The organism is Streptomyces sp. NPDC021212 (genome assembly GCF_044332925.1).
Taxonomy (GTDB): Bacteria; Actinomycetota; Actinomycetes; order Streptomycetales; family Streptomycetaceae; genus Streptomyces.
Window position 1 is genome coordinate 12072 of record NZ_JBIRPZ010000026.1, and the last position, 19301, is coordinate 31372.

A 19301-nucleotide genomic window follows, 5' to 3' on the forward strand; every position below is an offset into this window, starting at 1 on the left:
GGCACCCGCACCGCGGTGCCCCTCGCCGGTCGATCGAGACCAGGAGGCCCCCGCAGATGACCACTCATCGCATCTCGCTCGCCGAACTGGAGCGCGGTACTCCATTCGAGCAGCGCCATATCGGCCCCGACGCCGGAGCGCAGGCCAAGATGCTGGCGCAGGTGGGCTTCGGCTCCCTCGACGAGCTGACCGCCGCCGCCGTACCGGAGGTCATAAAGAGCGCCGAGGCGCTGCAGTTGCCGTCGGCCCGCAGCGAGGCGGAGGTCCTCGCCGAGCTGCGCGCGCTCGCCGACCGCAACCAGGTGCTGCCGTCCATGATCGGCCTCGGCTACTACGGCACCTTCACCCCGCCGGTGATCCTGCGCAACGTCCTCGAGAACCCGGCCTGGTACACCGCCTACACCCCGTACCAGCCGGAGATCTCCCAGGGCCGGCTGGAGGCGCTGCTCAACTTCCAGACCGTCGTCGCCGACCTGACCGGCCTGGACACCGCCGGTTCCTCGCTGCTGGACGAGGCCACGGCCGCCGCCGAGGCCATGGCGCTGTCGCGCCGCGTCGGCAAGGTCAAGGGGGGCGTCTTCCTGGTCGACGCCGACTGTCTGCCGCAGACCATCGCGGTCATCGAGACCCGCGCCGAGCCGACCGGCGTCGAGGTCGTCGTCGCCGATCTGACCGACGGCATCCCGGACGAGCTCGCCGAGCGCGGCGTCTTCGGCGTGTTGCTCCAGTACCCGGGCGCCTCCGGCGCGGTCCGCGATCCGCGGCCGGTCATCGAGCGGGCCCATGAGCTGGGCGCGATCGTCACCGTCGCCGCCGACCTGCTCGCGCTCACCCTGCTCACCTCGCCCGGCGAGCTGGGCGCGGACATCGCGGTCGGCAGCACCCAGCGGTTCGGTGTGCCCATGGGCTTCGGCGGCCCGCACGCCGGGTTCATGGCCGTGCGCGCCGCTCACGCCCGCAGCCTGCCCGGCCGCCTCGTCGGGGTCTCGGTCGACGCCGACGGCGACAAGGCGTACCGGCTCGCGCTGCAGACCCGGGAGCAGCACATCCGCCGGGAGAAGGCCACCAGCAACATCTGCACCGCTCAGGTCCTGCTCGCGGTGATGGCCGGGATGTACGCGGTCTACCACGGCCCGGACGGGCTCGCGGCCATCGCCCGTCGCACCCACCGCTACGCCGCCGTCCTCGCCGAGGGGCTGCGGGCGGGCGGCGTCGAGGTGGTGCACGGCGCCTTCTTCGACACCCTCACCGCGCACGTCCCCGGCAAGGCCGCCGACGTCGTCGCCGCCGCCCGGGAGGCGGGGGTCAACCTCCGGCTGACCGACGCCGACCACGTGGGCATCGCGTGCGACGAGACCACCGGGCGCGCCCAGCTGGCCGCCGTATGGTCCGCCTTCGGCGTCGAGGGCGGGGACGGCAGCGGCGCCCCCGGCATCGACGAGCTGGACGCCGCGGCGGCCGACGCGCTGCCCGCGGAGCTGCTGCGCTCGGGCACGTACCTGACCCATCCGGTCTTCCACCAGTACCGCTCCGAGACCGCGATGCTGCGCTACCTGCGGCGGCTGGCGGACCGGGACTACGCCCTGGACCGGGGCATGATCCCGCTCGGCTCCTGCACCATGAAGCTCAACGCGACCACCGAGATGGAGCCGGTCACCTGGCCGGAATTCGGCGCGCTGCACCCCTTCGCACCGGTCGAGCAGGCCCACGGCTATCTGACGCTGATCCGGGAGCTGGAGGAGCGGCTGGCCGACGTCACCGGCTACGACAAGGTCTCCCTCCAGCCGAACGCCGGATCGCAGGGCGAGCTGTCCGGGCTGCTGGCCGTGCGGGCGTACCACCGGGCCAACGGCGAGCCCCAGCGCACGGTGTGCCTGATCCCGTCCTCCGCGCACGGCACCAACGCGGCCAGCGCCGTCATGGCGGGCTTGAAGGTCGTCGTCGTCAAGACCGGCGAGGACGGTGAGGTGGACGCCGCCGACCTGCGCGCCAAGATCGAGCAGTACGGCGAGCAGCTGGCCGTCCTCATGGTCACCTACCCGTCCACCCACGGCGTGTTCGAGGAGCACATCACCGAGATCTGCGCGGCCGTGCACGACGCGGGCGGCCAGGTGTACGTGGACGGTGCCAACCTCAACGCGCTGGTCGGGCTGGCCGAGCCCGGCCGGTTCGGCGGCGACGTCTCCCATCTGAACCTGCACAAGACGTTCTGCATCCCGCACGGCGGCGGCGGCCCGGGTGTCGGCCCGGTCGCGGTGCGCGCACACCTCGCGCCGTACCTGCCCAACCACCCGCTCCAGCCCGCCGCGGGCCCGGCCACCGGCGTCGGCCCGGTCTCGGCCGCGCCGTGGGGATCGGCGGGCATCCTGCCGATCTCCTGGGCGTACATCCGGCTGATGGGCGCCGAGGGGCTGCGCCGCGCGACCCAGGCCGCGGTGCTCGGCGCCAACTACATCGCCAAGCGGCTGGAGCCGCACTACGAGGTGCTCTACACCGGCCCCGGCGGGCTGGTGGCGCACGAGTGCGTGGTGGATCTGCGGCCGCTCACCAAGGCCACCGGGGTCACGGTCGACGATGTGGCCAAGCGCCTGATCGACTACGGATTCCACGCGCCGACGATGTCGTTCCCGGTCGCCGGGACGCTGATGATCGAGCCGACGGAGAGCGAGGACCTGGCGGAGCTGGACCGGTTCTGCGAGGCGATGATCGCGATCCGTGCGGAGATCGAGAAGGTCGGCTCGGGGGAGTGGACCAAGGAGGACAACCCGCTGCGGAACGCACCGCACACGGCCGCGACGCTGAGCGGGGAGTGGGACCACCCGTACAGCAGGGACGAGGCGGTCTTCCCGGGCGGGGTCTCGGCCGCCGACAAGTACTGGCCGCCGGTGCGGCGGGTCGACGGGGCGTTCGGGGACCGCAACCTCGTCTGCTCGTGCCCGCCGATGGAGTCGTACGAGAGCTGAGCACAACGATGGGGCCGGTTCGGCGGGTGCTCGCCGGGCCGGCCCCTGGTGATGCCAACGTCGCCTGGGTGGTCGGCCTAGGCGGCGGTCACGACGTGCTCGGTGGCGAGCGGTCGGCACGGGGCGATGACGCGCCCGTCCGGCAGCAGCTCACCGGTGTCCTCGAAGAGCAGGACACCGTTGCACAGCAGGCTCCAGCCCTGCTCCGGGTGGTGTGCCACGAGATGGGCGGCCTCCCGGTCGGCGGAGTCGGCTGACGGGCACGGTGGTTGATGCTGGCACATGGCGAGGTTCTTTCGCTGCGGTGAGGTGTATGTCCTGCTGCTCGCTGCGGCGTTCACGTTGGCCGCCCCCCGGTTGTGTGTCGGTCGGATGCTCCCAGTGTTGCCCTGCGGCACGGATTCCGCAGGGATTTCGCGGCACCGGTCTTGCTAGATAATGACGCATCACCCGACCGGACGGTTCACCGTGGCGGGACTGTTACCCGTCCGCTGCACGGCGCCCCGTGGCCCGGCGGGCAACGGGGCGCTCCGTCCGTCGCGGAAGGGACAGGTCAGGCAGGGGAGCCCAGCAGCGGGGCCGGGGTCAGCCGATGCGTGAGGACGGGCAGCAGATCGGCCGCGCGGTGCGGGCGGTGGGCGGCGATGCCGGGCGGTGCCGGGGCGAGCGGCACCAGCAGGTCCCCGGCGCCGAGGCCGCCCTCGGCGGCGTCCGCTGCGGGGTCGCCGTGCAGCCACAGCGCGACCATGTACAGCTCGGGAATGGACAGCAGCCGCGGCTGGTACGCCGAGGGCAGTGACTCGGCCTGGAGCAGGGCGAGTTCGGCCGAGGCCACGTACGGCCCCTCGGAGAAGTGCGAGAAGGCCCAGCCGTCGGCGGTGAGCATGGCCTCCGCCGCGGCCACCGTGCGGTCGCCGTCGCGGAGCATGAAGCGCCAGCCGGTCAGCCTGACCCGGGGCGGGCCGGCGTGGGTGGTGATGTCGTCCAAGACGTGGACGGGCAGCGGGAGTTCGGGTTCGAAGGGGCCGGACAGGGAGCTGAGTGCCGGGGTGCGAACCTCATGGACAGCGGTGGGGGAACCAAGGGCCGTGAGGACGCTGCGCAGGGCGGGCGCGGGGGCCGGGGGCACGAGCAGCGGCATGGTGGGTCGCCTCTCACTTCGGAGACACGGTGGAGCGATAGCGGGCCGGGGTAGGGGCGCGCGCTGTCGGTGTACGTAGCTCGGTACGCGGGTCAGAGGGGGCCGGGACGAACTTGTCCGGGCGTTATCTCTCCGCCTCGTAAAGCGAGTTTATACGACTCATGTTCCGGGCGTGTTTCGGCTAGCTGTCCCCGATATTGCACACAAGGTGATTTCAGGTCCGTGTGTGCGCGGGGATTTCTCCCGATTCGATGCCGGATGCACGGATATGACCTGGCGGTTTACGTCCGCCGCGGTAGGCTGGATCCCATCGGTCCATTTTCATGGAGCAATGCGTCACTGTTGAGAGCCTACCGGCTGGGCGGGCCGCATGGGGCGTTATCGATCACATTGGCGGGCATCATCGAGCGTGGTGTGCGCGCCCCGGGCGCCCGGTGATCCACTCGAGGAGGTAGCTCCGATGGGGGAGAAGGTCGTAGCCGGTGAGTTCGATCCGTCGGGTCGGCAGCGGCAGCGCGGACGGTTGCGGCAGGGCCTGGAGGCGCTGTCCCGGCTCCTGGCCGACAAGCGATTCGACCGCCCGAAGAATCTCATGGGGCTGGAGATCGAGCTGAATCTCGCAGGCGCCGACGGGCTGCCGAGGATGATGAACACAGAGGTTCTGGAGCGCATCGCGAGTCACGATTTCCAGACCGAACTCGGACAGTGCAATCTTGAAGTAAACATCGTGCCGCACCGATTGCACGGGAGGGTTCTCGACCAGCTCTCGGAAGAGCTGCGAACGGGACTGTCATATGCCGACCGCAAGGCGCGAGAGGTGTCCTCCGAGATCGTGATGATCGGTATTCTGCCGACGCTGGCCGCCCGGGATCTCGGATCCGCCAACCTGTCCTACGACGACCGTTACAAACTTCTCAACGAACAGATGCTGGCCGCCCGCGGCGAGGATTTCCTCATCGATATCGAGGGCCGCGAGCGCATCAGCTACGCCAGCGCCACCATCGCCCCCGAGGCCGCCTGCACCTCCGTCCAACTGCATCTCCAGGTCACTCCCGGGCGCTTCGCCGCCGTGTGGAACGCGGCGCAGGCCGTGGCCGCCGTGCAGATCGCCATCGGTGCCAACTCCCCCTTCGTGTTCGGCCGCGAAGTGTGGCGCGAATCCCGCCCGCCGCTGTTTTTGCAGGCCACCGATGTGCGTGCACCGGAATACGCGACGCAGGGGGTGCGGCCGCGCACCTGGTTCGGCGAGCGCTGGATCACCGACGCGTACGAGCTCTTCGAGGAGAACCTGCGCTATTTCCCCCCGCTGCTGTCCACCGGTGCCGACGAGGAGCCGCTGCGGACCCTGGACGAGGGCGGCGTGCCCGACCTCCAGGAGCTGGTGCTGCACAACGGCACGATCTACCGCTGGAACCGGCCCGTCTACCAGGTCGTGGACGGCGTGCCGCATCTGCGCGTGGAGAACCGGGTGCTGCCCGCGGGGCCCACCGTCACCGACGTCATCGCCAACGCCGCCTTCTACTACGGGCTGGTCAGGGCGCTCGCCGAGGAGCCCCGCCCGGTGTGGACCCGGCTGCCGTTCGGCGCCGCCGCGGCCAACTTCGACGCCGCGTGCCGCCATGGCATCGACACGGTCCTGCAATGGCCGAAGCCCGGCCGTTCCTCGTCCCTGGCGCGCACCCCCGCCGTCCGGCTGGTCCGCGAGGAACTGCTGCCGCTGGCCGCCGCCGGACTGGACGCCTGGGGCGTCGAGCCCGCAGACCGCGACCGCTACCTCGGGGTGATCGAGCAGCGCTGCGCCCTGCGTGTCAACGGCGCGTCCTGGCAGGCCGCGACCTATCACCGGGCACGGGACAGCGGGCTGGGGCGGGACGCCGCGCTCGCCGCCATGACCCGCCGCTACTGCGCCCTGATGCGGACGGACGCCCCGGTCCACACCTGGCCCGCCGACCTCTCGGCCTGAGGGTCCGCCTTCGGCGCTCGGGCAGCCCGCCTGACCGGCAGGGGGGGGCACCTCCCAGCGGAGGCCGGGGGAGAACCGAGCCCTTTAAGACGGGGGCGCGCCGGCCTCGCCCGCGGCCACGATGGCCTTGAGCATGGCGGTGTTGATCTGCGCGGGGTCGTTCACCCGCTGTGCCGATCCGCCGGTCGCCCGGGCGATCTCGCGGCACGCGGCCAGGTCGGCGTCCGGGCCGACCGCGATGGCGATGAGCGGCACCGGGCGGTCCGGGTCGACCAGCCCTTTCAGCTCCTTCACCAGCGCGGCGCGCGAGATGCCGTCCGGATCCTGGTTGGCGCCGTCGGTGAGGAGCACCACCGCGTTGAACTTGCCGCGCACGAAGGTCTCCTGGGCCTTTTCGTAGGCGGCCAGCGTGGTGTCGTACAGCCCGGTCGAGCCCTCGGGGAGCGGCTCCAGCGCGTCGAAGGCGGCCGCCAGCTCGTCGCGCTGGCCGGTTCCGTCCGGGGTGCGCGCCCCGAGCCGGCGGGCCGCGACCAGTTCCCGGTAGTCCCGGTCGCCGTCCAGCTCGGTCGAGAACTCCCACAGCCCGATCTCGTCCCCCGTGTTGAACCGCGAGAGGGCCTGCCGCAGCGACGCCTTGGTGACGTCCATCCGGCTCTGCCCGGAACGGCCCGGCACCGGATCGCCCATCGAGGCCGAGGCGTCGACGACCGTGTTCAGCCGGGCGCTCTGCACGGTGATCGTCCACATGCCCAGGGCCGCCTCCACCTCCCGGGCGGAGGGCCCGGGGGAGGGCGTCACCGCGTACGGCTGTGGGGTGCGGCCGCCCGCGGCCTGCGCCACCGGCTCGCTGACCTTGCCGTCCGCCGTCCGGAAGCCGTCCTTCGTCAGGGTCCGGCGGCCGCGGGCGTCGGTGAGCAGCGTCAGGAAGCGGGTGGCGGCGCGCGCCCGTACGGTGGTCAGCTCGCGGTCGTTGAGCACCGTGTACGGGTAGTCCAGCTCGGCCGTGTCGTCCTTCGGATAGAACAGGTCGAGGCGGGACGCCTCGTCGGCCTCCGCGTTGTGGGCGAAGGCGGCCTGTTCGGACAGGACCACCGCCTGGTCGCGCTGGGGCAGCGTCTTCAGCAGGGCGGCGTCGGTCGTAGCGGTCCGCCGGGAGAGCAGTTTGGCGTGGGCCGCGGCGCGCGTGTCGGTCGCGGCCTTTCCGTCGGCCGCCCCCGCCTTCGCGATGGACCCGTTGATCCGGGCGAGGGCCAGCAGCCCGGTGGCGCTGCGCGCCGGGTCGGCGGTGCGCAGCCGCAGGGAGTCACCGCCGGTTCCGGCCTCGGCGAGTCGCGCCCAGTCGTAGGTCTTCTCCGGCCAGCCAAGACGGCCGGCCGTGGTGGACGTGGCGGCGACCGTGACCGGGGAGGACGCGACCCCGCCGAGCGTGTCCAGGGGCGCGGCGCTGACCGGGGAGGTGGTGGTGCGCTCGACCCAGACGCTGGAGTCCGGCACCCACACCTGGAACCCCGGGCTGCGGTTCGCGTTGCCGAGCGCGTGCGCGACCTCGTACGCCGGGCGACTGGCGATCCTCACGTCCAGACAGCGGCCATCGGACCGGATGCCCGCCCTCCGGGCGTGGTCGGCCACGGTGCGCAAGCTCGGGGCGATGTCCGGCGACGCGGCCACCGTGAGCCGCACCGCATTGCTCCGGCAGGACTCGGCGGACGGCAGCAGCCCGCCGCGTAAGACCACGACGGCACCGGTCGCGACGGCGAGCACCAGCGCTGTGGAGATCGCCACGGTCCGGCGTCGGGAGGACGCGCCGGGTCTGGACCCCGTATTGTCCGGTGCGGAGTGATCAGTGTGATCGGCGCGGTCCATGGCATCGAATATGCCGGAGTAGTCGGGACCGTCGGATTCGTCGGGCTGGCTGTGGCGTCCCATGGCGATCTGTCTCTCCTGGAAGATGACGCTGTCAGGAGGGACGGAGCGCCAGCGGATGGCGCCCGGCCCGGCCTGCTCGTGCGCGATCTCGGATGTTTTTTCGAGACCTTAGCGGGGCGGGCGCGCCGATGAGGTATGAAGAGCGGAAGTGGAGGCAGGAGTGCATTCAGAGGCGCGTGGGGCGGAGCTGCCCGCGATCGAGGGTGACCTGCCGCGACGGATCCTGCGCAACGAGACGCTGCTGGTACTGGCGCTGTCGCTCGGCGCGAGCGCCCTGTCCGCGCTGATCAGCTTCATCGGCTCGGTGACCAAGCCCGGCGGACTCAAGGACCAGGCGGCCACCCTCAACGCCTCCCAGGCGCCCGGCCGCCCCTGGCTGGACCTCGCCTGGCAGCTGTTCGGGATCGCGACCGCTCTGGTGCCGGTCGCGCTCGTGGCCCATCTGCTGCTGCGGGAGGGCGTCGGGCTGCGCGTGATCGGCTTCGACCGCACCCGGCCGCGCTCGGACCTGGCGTGGGGCGCCGCGGTGGCGGCGGGCATCGGCGGCACCGGGCTGCTGCTCTACCTGGGCGCGCGGGCGGCCGGCGGCAATCTGACGGTGGTGCCCGAGGCGCTGCCCGACGTGTGGTGGAAGCTGCCCGTGCTCATCGTCTCCGCCGTGCAGAACTCCGTGCTGGAGGAGGTGGTCGTGGTCGGCTATCTGCTCCGCAGGCTCGGGCAGTTGGGCTGGACGCCGATGGCCGCGCTGGTGGCCAGCGCGGTGCTGCGCGGTTCGTACCACCTGTACCAGGGGATCGGCGGCTTCTTCGGCAACATGGCGATGGGCGTCGTCTTCGTCCTGCTCTACCGCAGGTGGGGGCGGGTCGGGCCGCTGGTCGCCGCGCATGCGCTGATCGACATCGTGGCGTTCGTCGGCTATTCCCTGCTGGCGGGCAAGGTGGGCTGGCTGCCCACCGCCTGACCCGGCCCACCGCCTGACCCGCGCCCCCGGCGGGACGTTCAGACCAGCAGCTCCCCGTCGATGACCGTGACGGCCCGGCCGGTCAGCAGCGTACGGTCGCCGCGCAGCGTGGTGCGGACCAGCCCGGTGCGGGCGGAGGCCTGGAGTCCGGTCAGCTCGTCGCGGCCGAGCCGGGCGGACCAGAAGGGTGCGAGCGCGGTGTGCGCGCTGCCGGTCACCGGGTCCTCGTCGATGCCGACGCCGGGCGCGAAGACGCGCGAGACGAAGTCATAGCCGCAGGCGGGTTCGTCGGGGAGCGCGGTCGCGATGACGGCCCGCTTGACGAGCCGCCCCAGCGCCGCGAGGTCGGGGGTGAGGGCCCGTACGGCCTTCTCGTCGGCCAGCTCCACCAGCAGATCGCCGACCTGGGGGCCGGTGTCCCTGGCGGACAGGACCGTGGCGCCGAGCGCGTCGGTGACCTCGCTCGCGACGGTGGTCTCGGCCAGCGGGGCGGTGGGGAAGTCCAGGGTGATCGTGCCGCCGGGGTCGCCGGTCGCGGACAGCACCCCGCTGAGCGTGGCGAACCGTACGGTGCCGGTCGCGGCGCCCGTCGTACGCAGCACATGAGCGGTCGCGAGCGTGGCGTGGCCGCACATGCTGACCTCGGTGGCCGGGGTGAGCCAGCGCAGCGCCCAGTCGGCCTCGGCTCCTTCGGGAAGCGGATGGGCGAAGGCGGTCTCGGAGAGGTTGACCTCGGCGGCGACCTCCTGGAGCCAGGTGTCGTCCGGGAAGGCGTCGTCGTCCAGGAGGACGACTCCCGCCGGGTTGCCGGCGAACGGGCGGTCGGTGAAGGCGTCGACGATTCGTATCCGCATGGTCCCGACCGTAGGCGGCGGGTGGAGCGCCGAGCCATGGCCAATCCCCGAACGGTGGACCTCGTCCAGGCATTGCCATCCGATCGGTTCCGATATATCGTTGAGCTATCGTGATGGATCGATGATGAAAGGAGTGTCACGATGAGGCACCACCGTGGACATGAACACTGCGGACCCGGTCGGCGCGACCGGGGTGACTTCGAGGAGCGGCGCGCGGCTTTCGGGCCGTTCGGCCCCGGACCCGGCGGCTTCGGCGGACCCCCCTTCGGCGGGCCTCCGTTCGGCGGCCGTGGGCGCGGCGGCGGCGGTCGCCGCGGCCGGGCGCGGCGCGGGGATGTGCGCGCCTCGATCCTGGCGCTGCTCAAGGACCGCCCGATGCACGGCTACGAGATGATCCAGGAGATCGCCGAGCGCAGCGGGGGAGCGTGGAAGCCGAGCCCCGGTTCGGTGTATCCGACCCTGCAACTCCTCGAGGACGAGGGGATGATCAGCAGCGAGAGCGACGGCGGCAAGAAGCTGTACGCGCTCACCGAGGCCGGGAGCGCCGAGGCCGAGGCGGGGCCGCAGGCGCCGTGGGAAGAGGCCGGGCGCGGCATCGACTGGGAGGCCATGCAGGAGGTCAGGCAGGCCGGATTCGGCCTGATGGAGGCGTTCGCGCAGGTCTGGAAGACGGGCAGTCCCGAGCAGCGGCAGAAGGCGCTGTCCGTCATCAACGAGTCGCGCAAGCGGCTGTATCTGATTCTCGCCGAGCAGGAAGACGAGGACGCCGGCGACGCCGAGGGCTGAGTGGCTATGTCGTCAGGGCGGCGAGCCTGCGCAGTGACTCGTTGAGGGCCGCGGTCGCCGAGTCCTTGAGCTTTCCGGCCATCAGGGACACCGCCGCCCCCGTGAAGTCGCCGTCGACGCGGACCGTCGTCGCGTCCCCGTCCGGCGTCAGTGCGTAGCGCATGCCGAGGTTCACGCCCATCGGGCCCTTGCCCCGGGTGCCGAGCACCCGTCCGGGTTCGTACTCCTCGACGGTCCAGGTCACTTCGGCCGGGAAGCCCATGAGTCTCATGTTCTCCTGGTAGGTCGCCGCGGCTTCGAGAGGGGCCGGGGCGCCCTGCGGGAACCCGGTGTGGGTGACGTTCCAGTCGCCGTACGAGGAGAAGTCCGTGAGCCGGGCCCACACCCTCTCGGCCGGTGCGTCGATGCGTAACTGAGCGCTGACCTCGGCCATGGGGTCATGTCCCTTCCGGGTGTCCGGCGGCGGGGCTCCGCACCGTAGCCCCGCCGCCTGGAACATTCAATACTGACAGCCCGTCAGTTCGTTGCCTCCGGGCGGATCGTGGGCGCGGCCGCTGCAGGCGGCGCGCCCGGGGCGGGTGCCGCAGCAGCCGGTCGACGTGTTCCCGGCGCAGCCCGTGCGCCGGGTCGACCGGGAGCAGCAGCCGGTCGCGCCGCAGCCGGGACCGGGTGACCAGCCGCTGCGGCATCACATCGTCCAGCCAGGCGAACGGGCGGCCCGCGGCGTACCGCACGATCGGCGCCCACTTGTGGCCGGTGAGGAGGTCGAGGATCGGCAGCTTCGGATCGTCCGGCCGCGGCTCGTAGCCGGTGAACTCCACGACCGGGAGCCGGGGCAGTTCGAGGAGTGGCGCGATATGGCGGTTGGCTTCGTGCTCCCAGGTGGTGGCCCAGACCAGTTCGTAGGTGGAGGACAGCTCGCGCAGCCAGTCGGCGTGGGCGACGGAGAGGAGGACGGTGAAGTCGAGTACGTCGTGGGCGGTGAACCCGTCGGTCGGCAGGACCGGGTTGAGGACACCGTCGATATCCAGGAAGAGCAGCGGCCGGGCGGTCATCGGACTCCTTGGCGGCACTGTGCGGGACGGTGCGGCGGAAAGACGCGGTTGTGAGAGGGGGGACGGCGCCCGGGCTGCGGTGGTTGCGTACCGCGGGAGTTTCGAGGGGTTTCGGAGTCGGGAGGAAGGCCGGGTTCTCTCCTCCCCGAGGATGATTTCCGGTCATCCGCGCCCAACTACCGTGGGATGCGCACATGCTTCCCGCTGAGGACGCTTCGGCCTCAAGGGACTGATGGGGTGAGAGCGTGCGAAGTCCTACCCTTTCCGCTTCCGCCGGCCCGGCCGGTGCCGGGTTCGAGGACCGGCTGAGCGAGCCGCTGACCGCCGTGGTCGCGGGAGCCCGTCGGCGTGCCGTACGCGACGCGGACAGACAGCTCGACACGGCCCATCTGCTGCACACCTTGGTGGAGAACGACCCGCGGGTGTGGGGCGCGTTCGCCGGTGGGCCTCCCCAAGTGGTGCGGCTGCTGGGCTATCTGGTGCAGCGCACCATCGGCTACGGCCTCCGGTGGAGCGGCACGGTCGAGACCTCCCCGGCCGCCGCCGGTGACGGGGTGCCCGGCTGGTCCCCGGCGGCCGCGGCCGCGATGGCGGCGGCGGTCGAGCGCGCCGCGGCACGGGGCGCGCTCCTCGCCGAGGGCCCCGACCTCCTCGCCGCGCTGACCTACGACCGTGAGTGCCGGGCCGCCGAGGTGATGCGGCGGGTCGGGGTGGATGTGGATCTGCTGGTCACTGCGCTGGACGGCGAACCGTGCCAGTGGTAAACGGGGTGACGGTCCTGACATCGGGCTGACATGATGGCCCGATGCACAGCACCCAAGGCCGGCGCCGCGATCAGGGAAAGGGTGTCGGTCTGGGGCTCGCCCTGGTCTCGGCGCTCGCGTTCGGCGGCTCGGGCGTCGCCGCCAAACCGCTGATCGGGGCGGGGCTCGAACCGTTGCAGGTCACCTGGTTGCGGGTCGCGGGCGCGGCCTTCGTCATGCTGCCCCTGGTCTGGCGCCACCGCCGGCTCCCGTTGCGGCGCCCGGGGCTGCTCCTGGGTTTCGGCCTGCTGGCCGTGGCGGGCGTTCAGGCCTTCTACTTCGCCGCGCTCTCGCGCATCCCGGTCGGGGTCGCACTGCTCGTCGAGTACCTCGCGCCCGCGCTGGTGCTGGGCTGGGTCCGGTTCGTCCAGCGGCGGCCGGTGAGCCGCGCGGCCGCGGTCGGCGTCGTCCTCGCCGTGGGCGGGCTCGCGTGTGTGGTGGAGGTGTGGTCCGGGCTGAGCTTCGACGCGCTGGGACTGGCGCTCGCGCTCGGCGCCGCCTGCTGCCAGGTCGGCTACTTCGTCCTGTCCGACCACGGCAGTGAGGGGCAGGACGCGGCCGATCCGCTCGGCGTCATCGCCTACGGGCTGCTGATCGGCGCCGCGACGCTGACGGTCATCGCCCGGCCGTGGGAGATGGACTGGCCGGTGCTCGCGGGACAGGCCGATCTCGCGGGCGCGCGGGTGCCCGCGGTGCTGCTGCTGGGCTGGATCGTGCTGGTCGCCACGGTGGTCGCGTATCTGACCGGAGTGCTCTCGGTGCGCCGGCTGTCGCCGCAGGTGGCCGGGGTGGTGGCCTGTCTGGAGGCCGTCGTCGCGACGGTGCTGGCCTGGGTGCTGCTGGACGAACACCTGGGCGCGGCCCAGGTCGTGGGTGGTGCGGTCGTCCTGGGTGGGGCGCTCATCGCGCAGACGTCGGCGCCGAAGGCGGCGGGGGCGGAGCCGGTGGCGGCGGGGCCGTCCCCCGCCGCGCCCGCTCCCGCCGCGTCCGAGCCGGGCCGCCGCCGCGCGGCGGCGGACGAGCCCCCGGAGGGCCGTCCCGAGGGCCCGGTATAGCGCTTCGCGCAGGGCACTAGCCCAGCGACGCGAGATAGCCGGGTACGGGCGTGTCCGGCGCGAGGTCGTCCGAGGGGATGAGCGCGCCGTATGTCCGGGCGACCGGGACCACGCCGCTCCAGTACGGAAGCGCCATGTCCTCCGCGTCGTCGTTGGGACCCCCGGTGCGCATCTTGGCGGAGACCTCGTCGAGGTCGAGGCGGAGCACGGCGGTCGCGGCCAGCTCCTTCGCGTTCGCGCGGCGGGAGTCGTCGGCCCGGCCCGGGATCACATGGTTCACGATCGCGTCGAGTGCCGCCGCGCGCTCGGCCTCGTCCCGTACCTGATGGGCGGTGCCGTGCACCACCACCGAGCGGTAGTTGACCGAGTGGTGGAACGCCGAGCGGGCGAGCACCAGGCCGTCGAGGTGGGTGACCGTGAGGCACACCGGCAGCCCCGGATCCTCGGCGCCCGCCATCCGCAACGGGCGTGAGCCGGTCGAGCCGTGGACGTAGAGGCGGGTCCCGGACCGGGCGTAGAGGGTCGGCAGGACGACCGGCGCGCCGTCGCGTATGAAGCCCAGGTGGCAGAGGTATCCCTCGTCGAGGATCGCGTGCACCACGTCCTCGTCGTACGAGGCGCGTTCCCGGGCGCGGGTCGGGGTGGTGCGGTCGGTCGCGGCGTAGACGGTGCCGCCCGACTCGGCGGTCGCACTCATTTGCGTTCTCCATTGCACTAGTGCAAACTGTGTTTTGTGCTAGGAGAATATCCGATCGAAGGGCGTGGCGCAGCGGAGATCGCGGCCAGTGTGGAGCGGGCGGTCGGCGGCGGGGCGCTGTCGCCCGGCCAACCGCTGCCGCCGCAGCGTGAGTTGGCCACACGGCTGGGCGTCAATCCGAACACCGTCGCGGCCGCGTATCGCGTCCTGCGCGAGCGCGGGGTCATCGAGACAGCGGGCCGCCGGGGCACCCGGGTGCGGGCGCGCCCCGCGAGCACGCCCCGCGAGTGGATCCGGGTCGAAGCTCCGGGCGCGCGCGACCTCGCGAGCGGCAACCCCGACCCCGCCCTGCTGCCGCCGCTCGGCGCGGCCCTCGCGGAGGCCGCGGTGCGCGCCGCCGACCGCCCCACGCTGTACGGCGCACCGGGGGTCGCCCCCGGTCTCGGCGAGTCGGCGCGCGCCGCCTTCGACGCGGACGGCGTGCCGGACGGGCCCGTCGCCGTCACCTCCGGCTCGCTGGATGCCATCGAGCGCGTCCTCGCCGCCCATCTGCGGCCCGGCGACGCGGTCGCCGTCGAGGACCCCGGCTGGGGGAGTGTGCTCGACCTGATCCCGGCGCTCGGGCTGCGCACGGTGCCCGTCGGGGTCGACGACGACGGGCCGCTGCCGGAGGAGGTGGAGCGGGCGCTGCGGCAGGGGGCGCGGGCGCTCGTCGTCACCGACCGGGCGCAGAACCCGACGGGCGCGGCGGTGAGCGCGGCGCGCGCCCGCGAGCTGCGCGCCGTCCTCGTCGGTCATCCCGGCGTGGTGCTCATCGAGGACGACCACGGCCACGGCATCGTGGATCTGCCCCTGCATCCGCTCGCGGGCGGCACGGACCACTGGATCCTGGTCCGCTCCACCGCCAAGGCGTACGGCCCCGACCTGCGCCTCGCGGTGCTCACCGGCGACGCCGTCACCCTGGACCGCCTGCGCGGACGGCAGCGCCTCGGTCCCGGCTGGGTCAGCCATCTGCTCCAGGACACCGTGACGCATCTGTGGCGCACCGGCGCGGTGGACGCCGCCGTGGTCGCGGCTGCGTACGACGCGCGCCGCGACGCCCTGGTGAGGGCCCTGCGGGAGCGGGGAGTCGCCGCGCACGGGCGCAGCGGGATGAACGTCTGGGTCCCGGTGCCCGACGAGACGGGCGCGGTGGCCCGCCTGCTGTCCTCGGGCTGGGCGGTCGCCCCGGGCGCCCGGTTCCGGGTGGCCTCGGGGCCGGGGCTGCGGCTGACGGTCTCTCCGCTGCGTACCGACGAGGTGGCCCGGCTCGCCGACGCGGTGGCGTCGGCGGTGGCGAGGGGGCCGGTGCCGGCGGGGCGGATGGATTGATGAGGCGTACCGGGGACTTATCGGCGCTGGGTGAGAGCCGCGCCGACGAGGATGATGAGGGCGCCCACGGGCGTGTTCCAGCTGAGGTGTTCGCCGAGGAGGAGCACGCCCGCCGCCGTGGCGATCACCGGGACGAAGTACGTCACCATCATCGCCGTCGTCGGGCCGACCTCGTCCACCAGGCCGTACTGGATCAGGAAGGCGACGCCCGTGCCCAGGGCGCCGAGGGCGAGCACCGACAGCAGGGGAAGGAGAGGGAACGAGCCGGGAGCCGGGGCGGCGAGCGGGGCGGCGACCGCGAGCTGGACCGTGCCGAGCAGCAACTGGCCGGAGGACATGGTCAGATGGGAGTTCCCGGTGCCGGAGAGCGTACGGCGGACGTAGGCCCAGCCGATCGCGTAGCTGAGCGAGGCGGTGAGCGCGAGTGCCGTGCCCAGCGGATCCTGGCCGGAGAAGCCCTGCCACGCGCCCAGCACGATCAGCACGCCCGTGAAGCCGAGGCCCAGGCCCGCGACGCGCCGCCTGCTCGGGCGGTCGTCGGAGAGGACGGCCACCGCGACGACCATGCCCCACAGGGGCGAGGCGGCGTTGCAGATGCCGGCCAGGGTGGAGGGGATGGTCGTCTCCGCGTAGGCGTAGAGCGAGAACGGGAGGGCGTTGAGGAAGAAGGCGGCCACGGCCAGGTGGCCCCACACCCGGGCCCCGCGCGGCAGCCGCTCCCGCTTCGCCAGCAGGACCGCGAGGAGGACGGCCGTGCCGAACAGCATCCGCCCGAGCGTGACGTACAGCGGCGCGAACGCCTCGGTGCCCACCTTGATGAGCAGGAAGCTGAAACCCCAGACCAGGGCGAGCACGCCGAAGCGGATCCGCCAGTCGAGCAGCCGACGTGGGCGGGCGGCGGAGGCGGGCGGCTGGTCGGTGGCAGGGGAGGACGCCGTGGTGGTCGCTGAGGTCATGGCATCCAGAGTGGGAGCTACAACTTCTTAGAACAAGCGAGAATTCATATGCATTATCGCGTAGCATTGCTTACATGAATCTGGATCGCCTGCGCACTTTGTACGCCGTGGCCCGGCACGGTTCCGTGAGCGGCGCGGCCGAGGGGCTGCATGTCACCACCTCGGCCGTTTCCCAGCAGCTCTCCAAGCTGGAGCGGGAGACCGGGCAGCAGCTGCTCGCCAAGAACGGCCGCGGAGTGCGGCTCACCGACGCCGGGCGGCTGCTCTCCGACCACGCGGCGCGGATCCTGTCCCAAGTGGAGCTGGCTCAGGCCGACTTGGAGGCCCAGCGCGGACACGCCGTCGGCGAGCTGCTGCTGGGTGCCTTCCCGACCGCCGTCCGCGGCCTCTTCCCCGCCGCGCTGGAGCGGATGCGGTCCGACCATCCGCAGCTGCGCGCCCGGTTGCAGGAGATGGAGCCGGACGAGTCGGTGCCCGCGGTGGTGCGCGGCGACATCGACCTGGCCGTCGTCCTCGACTGGTACAACAAGCCGCTTCCGGTGCCCGGCGGGCTGGTCAAGGCGGCGCTGCTGGACGACCTGGTGGACGTGGCGATGCCCGCGGACCACCCCTTCGCCGACCGCTGCGCGGTCGAGCCGGAGGACTTCGTGGACGACGAGTGGGTGTCCTGGCCCGAGGGCGGGTTCTGCTACGACTGGCTGATGGTGACCCTGCGCGGCAAGGGCATCGAGCCGCACATCCGGCACACCGCGCGGGAGCACCAGACCCAGCTCGCGCTGATCGCCTCCGGGCTCGGGATCGGCGTCATCCCGCGGCTCGGCCGGGGCCCGGTGCCCGAGGGCGTGCGGATGGTGCCGGTGAGCCCGCCCACGATGCGCCGGCACGTCTACGCGATCTGGCGCGCCGACGCCGACCGCAGGCCCTCCATCCGCGCGGCGGTGGATGTGCTGCGGGCGGTGGGGGAGAAGGTCGTCGACTGACCGGCAGGCCCGGCGTACGGGGCCCGGCCGGTCAGGCCCGCTCAGCCCTGGGGCAGCTTGCGGAAGTCCCAGGAGCTGACCGTGTCCGGGGTCAGCCGCAGCCACGCATGGCGCCCGTCGTGCGGCATGGCGTCCAGACCGAAGTACTTCGCCGCGAACATCCGCTCCGGCGCGTCGAGTTCGGGGCACGGCGCGCCCGAGCGCGGCGCCTCGCCGACGAAGACGGCCTCGCCGCTCAGCTCGGCGCCGCGCAGCTCGCCGTAGTCGTGCCCGTCGTCGACGATCACCGCGATCCGCGGATCGCGGCGCAGCTCGGCCCAGCGGCGGCTGCGGGTCAGGGAGTAGAGCCAGAGGGCCGTGCCGTCCCAGGCGAACCACAGCGCGCTGAGGTGCGGCCGCCCGTCCGCGGCCACGGTCGCGACCCGGCAGGTGCGCTGCTCGGTGAGGAACGCGTCCAGCTCGGCCGGGGTCATCATGATGCGGCGTCCCCGCCGCTGGGTGACGGTCATCCGCACAGAATCGCGACTCTTCCCTCCACACGCAATGGCCGTTAGCCTCCCGCCGCGAGACCAGGAGGCCGCCGTGTCGCTGTCCGAACTGCTCCGGCCCGAGGGCTGTGCCCTGCTCACCGTGGAGTGCCAGCGCGGCGTCGTGGGTCCGGGCAGCGCACTGCCCGAACTCGCCGCCGAGGCCCGGGAGTCCGGCGCACTCGGGCGTGTCGCCCGGCTGGTGTCGGCCGCCCACGACACGCGCGTAACCGTGCTGCACGCGGTGGCCGAGCGGCGCGCCGACGGGCGTGGCGCGAACCGCAACGCGCCGCTGTTCCGGGCCGCCGAGCGGCTGCCGGTGCGGCAGCTCACCGGGAGCGACGCGGTACGGATCGCCGAACCGGTCCCGGTCGGCGCGGAGGATCTGCTGGTGCGGCGGCTGCATGGCCTGTCGCCGCTCGCCGGGACCGGCGTGGACGCGCTGCTGCGCAATCTGGGCTGCCGCACCCTGGTCATCGTCGGCGTGTCGGCCAATGTGGCGATACCCAACGCCGTCTTCGACGCGGTCAACCTCGGCTATACGGCCGTGGTGCCCGCGGACGCCATCGCCGGGGTGCCCGCCTCGTACACCCCGGCAATGGTCCGTCACACCCTCGCCCTCGTCGCGACCGTCACCACGACCGAGGACGTCCTCGCCCGCTGGCAGGCGGTCAGGCCATCTTGATCGAGCTTCCCTCCACCTTGATCTTGGCGCCGGGCAGCGGCTTCGTGGCCGGTCCGCCCTTCGGGCTGCCGTCGTTGATGTCGAACTTGCTCTGATGACACGGGCAGTTGATGGTGCCGTCCGACACGTCGCCGACCGAGCACCCCTGGTGGGTGCAGATCGAGGAGAACGCCTTGAACTGCCCCGAGGACGGCTGGGTCACGACGACCTTGTGATCCTTGAAGACCATGCCGCCGCCCTCCGGTATCTGGGAGGTCTTGGCCAGCTCCATCCCGCCCCCGCCGCCGCCCGACGTGTCGCCTCCCGATCCCGCCGCGCCCGACTGCCCGGACCCGGCCGACTCCTGGGCGGAACCGGCGTTCTGTGAGTCGCCCGACCCGCCGCCGTCGTCCTTGCCGCAGGCCGTGAGGGCGGCGGCCAGCCCGGCCGCTCCGGCAGCGGAGACGACGGCGCGACGGGTGGTGCCCCATCCGGTGGTTTCCGGCTGCGTCATGGTGGTGCCTCCTGATCCAGGGACGTTTCGCTTCCATACGCAGCCCGGCGCTCAAGCGTTCAACCGACGAGTTGTCGATCCGGGC

At 72.5% G+C, this 19301-nt stretch carries 19 protein-coding genes; 9 read left to right on the forward strand and 10 right to left on the reverse strand.

What is annotated here, in order from left to right; genetic code table 11:
* Window positions 1-56 precede the first annotated feature (56 nt).
* Window positions 57-2963 (forward strand): aminomethyl-transferring glycine dehydrogenase, encoded by a 2907-nt coding sequence (gene gcvP / locus ACH4SI_RS40895; RefSeq protein ID WP_398305732.1) that lies wholly within the window; start codon window positions 57-59, stop codon window positions 2961-2963.
* A gap of 77 nt (window positions 2964-3040) precedes the next feature.
* Here the strand turns inward: gcvP and ACH4SI_RS40900 are convergent, their stop codons facing one another.
* Both ACH4SI_RS40900 and ACH4SI_RS40905 read right to left on the reverse strand, forming a co-directional pair.
* The gene (locus ACH4SI_RS40900) at window positions 3041-3247 is read right to left on the reverse strand and encodes a DUF5999 family protein (protein WP_055551180.1); all 207 of its coding nucleotides are present in this window, start codon (window positions 3245-3247) and stop codon (window positions 3041-3043) included.
* A 269-nt stretch (window positions 3248-3516) separates the two neighbouring features.
* Complete coding sequence (locus ACH4SI_RS40905; protein WP_398305735.1) at window positions 3517-4104, reverse strand: hypothetical protein; 588 nt, start codon at window positions 4102-4104, stop codon at window positions 3517-3519.
* 460 nt (window positions 4105-4564) lie between these two features.
* Between ACH4SI_RS40905 and ACH4SI_RS40910 the strand changes: the two genes are divergently transcribed.
* Window positions 4565-6067, forward strand: coding sequence for a glutamate--cysteine ligase (locus ACH4SI_RS40910; RefSeq protein ID WP_398305738.1), 1503 nt, complete (start codon window positions 4565-4567; stop codon window positions 6065-6067).
* An 84-nt stretch (window positions 6068-6151) separates the two neighbouring features.
* Here the strand turns inward: ACH4SI_RS40910 and ACH4SI_RS40915 are convergent, their stop codons facing one another.
* The gene (locus ACH4SI_RS40915; protein WP_398305741.1) at window positions 6152-7993 is read right to left on the reverse strand and encodes a substrate-binding domain-containing protein; all 1842 of its coding nucleotides are present in this window, start codon (window positions 7991-7993) and stop codon (window positions 6152-6154) included.
* A gap of 160 nt (window positions 7994-8153) precedes the next feature.
* On the opposite strand from ACH4SI_RS40915, the gene ACH4SI_RS40920 reads away from it, so the two are divergent.
* On the forward strand, window positions 8154-8954 hold the full coding sequence (locus tag ACH4SI_RS40920) for a CPBP family intramembrane glutamic endopeptidase (protein ID WP_398305744.1): 801 nt from the start codon (window positions 8154-8156) through the stop codon (window positions 8952-8954).
* Between the two features lie 38 nt (window positions 8955-8992).
* Here ACH4SI_RS40920 and ACH4SI_RS40925 read toward each other — a convergent pair whose 3' ends face one another.
* The gene (locus tag ACH4SI_RS40925) at window positions 8993-9808 is read right to left on the reverse strand and encodes a PhzF family phenazine biosynthesis protein (protein ID WP_398305747.1); all 816 of its coding nucleotides are present in this window, start codon (window positions 9806-9808) and stop codon (window positions 8993-8995) included.
* A 141-nt stretch (window positions 9809-9949) separates the two neighbouring features.
* On the opposite strand from ACH4SI_RS40925, the gene ACH4SI_RS40930 reads away from it, so the two are divergent.
* Entirely contained in the window at window positions 9950-10594 is a 645-nt protein-coding gene (locus ACH4SI_RS40930; protein WP_398305750.1) for a PadR family transcriptional regulator, read from the forward strand.
* 4 nt (window positions 10595-10598) lie between these two features.
* Here ACH4SI_RS40930 and ACH4SI_RS40935 read toward each other — a convergent pair whose 3' ends face one another.
* Both ACH4SI_RS40935 and ACH4SI_RS40940 read right to left on the reverse strand, forming a co-directional pair.
* The gene (locus tag ACH4SI_RS40935; protein WP_398305753.1) at window positions 10599-11027 is read right to left on the reverse strand and encodes an SRPBCC family protein; all 429 of its coding nucleotides are present in this window, start codon (window positions 11025-11027) and stop codon (window positions 10599-10601) included.
* A 4-nt stretch (window positions 11028-11031) separates the two neighbouring features.
* Window positions 11032-11649, reverse strand: coding sequence for an HAD domain-containing protein (locus ACH4SI_RS40940; RefSeq protein WP_398305756.1), 618 nt, complete (start codon window positions 11647-11649; stop codon window positions 11032-11034).
* A gap of 245 nt (window positions 11650-11894) precedes the next feature.
* Between ACH4SI_RS40940 and ACH4SI_RS40945 the strand changes: the two genes are divergently transcribed.
* Together ACH4SI_RS40945 and ACH4SI_RS40950 are read left to right on the forward strand one after the other, a co-directional pair.
* On the forward strand, window positions 11895-12413 hold the full coding sequence (locus ACH4SI_RS40945) for a peptidase (RefSeq protein WP_398305759.1): 519 nt from the start codon (window positions 11895-11897) through the stop codon (window positions 12411-12413).
* A 41-nt stretch (window positions 12414-12454) separates the two neighbouring features.
* A complete protein-coding gene (locus ACH4SI_RS40950) occupies window positions 12455-13507 on the forward strand; it encodes an EamA family transporter (protein WP_398305762.1) in 1053 nt (350 codons plus the stop codon).
* Window positions 13508-13523: 16 nt separating this feature from the next.
* Here ACH4SI_RS40950 and ACH4SI_RS40955 read toward each other — a convergent pair whose 3' ends face one another.
* A complete protein-coding gene (locus ACH4SI_RS40955) occupies window positions 13524-14204 on the reverse strand; it encodes a pyridoxamine 5'-phosphate oxidase family protein (protein ID WP_398305765.1) in 681 nt (226 codons plus the stop codon).
* Window positions 14205-14240: 36 nt separating this feature from the next.
* Here ACH4SI_RS40955 and ACH4SI_RS40960 point away from each other — a divergent pair, with 36 nt between their 5' ends.
* Window positions 14241-15575 carry an aminotransferase class I/II-fold pyridoxal phosphate-dependent enzyme gene (locus ACH4SI_RS40960; protein ID WP_398305768.1) on the forward strand — a complete coding sequence of 445 codons (1335 nt, stop codon included), beginning with the start codon at window positions 14241-14243 and terminating at the stop codon, window positions 15573-15575.
* 17 nt (window positions 15576-15592) lie between these two features.
* Here the strand turns inward: ACH4SI_RS40960 and ACH4SI_RS40965 are convergent, their stop codons facing one another.
* Window positions 15593-16531, reverse strand: a complete 939-nt coding sequence (locus tag ACH4SI_RS40965; RefSeq protein WP_398305771.1) for a DMT family transporter — start codon at window positions 16529-16531, stop codon at window positions 15593-15595.
* 74 nt (window positions 16532-16605) lie between these two features.
* On the opposite strand from ACH4SI_RS40965, the gene ACH4SI_RS40970 reads away from it, so the two are divergent.
* Complete coding sequence (locus ACH4SI_RS40970; protein WP_398305774.1) at window positions 16606-17511, forward strand: LysR family transcriptional regulator; 906 nt, start codon at window positions 16606-16608, stop codon at window positions 17509-17511.
* A 41-nt stretch (window positions 17512-17552) separates the two neighbouring features.
* Here the strand turns inward: ACH4SI_RS40970 and ACH4SI_RS40975 are convergent, their stop codons facing one another.
* Window positions 17553-18020, reverse strand: a complete 468-nt coding sequence (locus tag ACH4SI_RS40975) for a pyridoxamine 5'-phosphate oxidase family protein (protein WP_398305777.1) — start codon at window positions 18018-18020, stop codon at window positions 17553-17555.
* 34 nt (window positions 18021-18054) lie between these two features.
* Here ACH4SI_RS40975 and ACH4SI_RS40980 point away from each other — a divergent pair, with 34 nt between their 5' ends.
* Window positions 18055-18723: an isochorismatase family protein gene (locus ACH4SI_RS40980; RefSeq protein ID WP_398305780.1), complete on the forward strand. Its 669-nt coding sequence runs from the start codon at window positions 18055-18057 to the stop codon at window positions 18721-18723.
* Here ACH4SI_RS40980 and ACH4SI_RS40985 read toward each other — a convergent pair.
* Window positions 18710-19216: a Rieske (2Fe-2S) protein gene (locus ACH4SI_RS40985; protein WP_398305784.1), complete on the reverse strand. Its 507-nt coding sequence runs from the start codon at window positions 19214-19216 to the stop codon at window positions 18710-18712. The genes ACH4SI_RS40980 and ACH4SI_RS40985 overlap by 14 nt on opposite strands.
* Window positions 19217-19301: the final 85 nt, after the last annotated feature.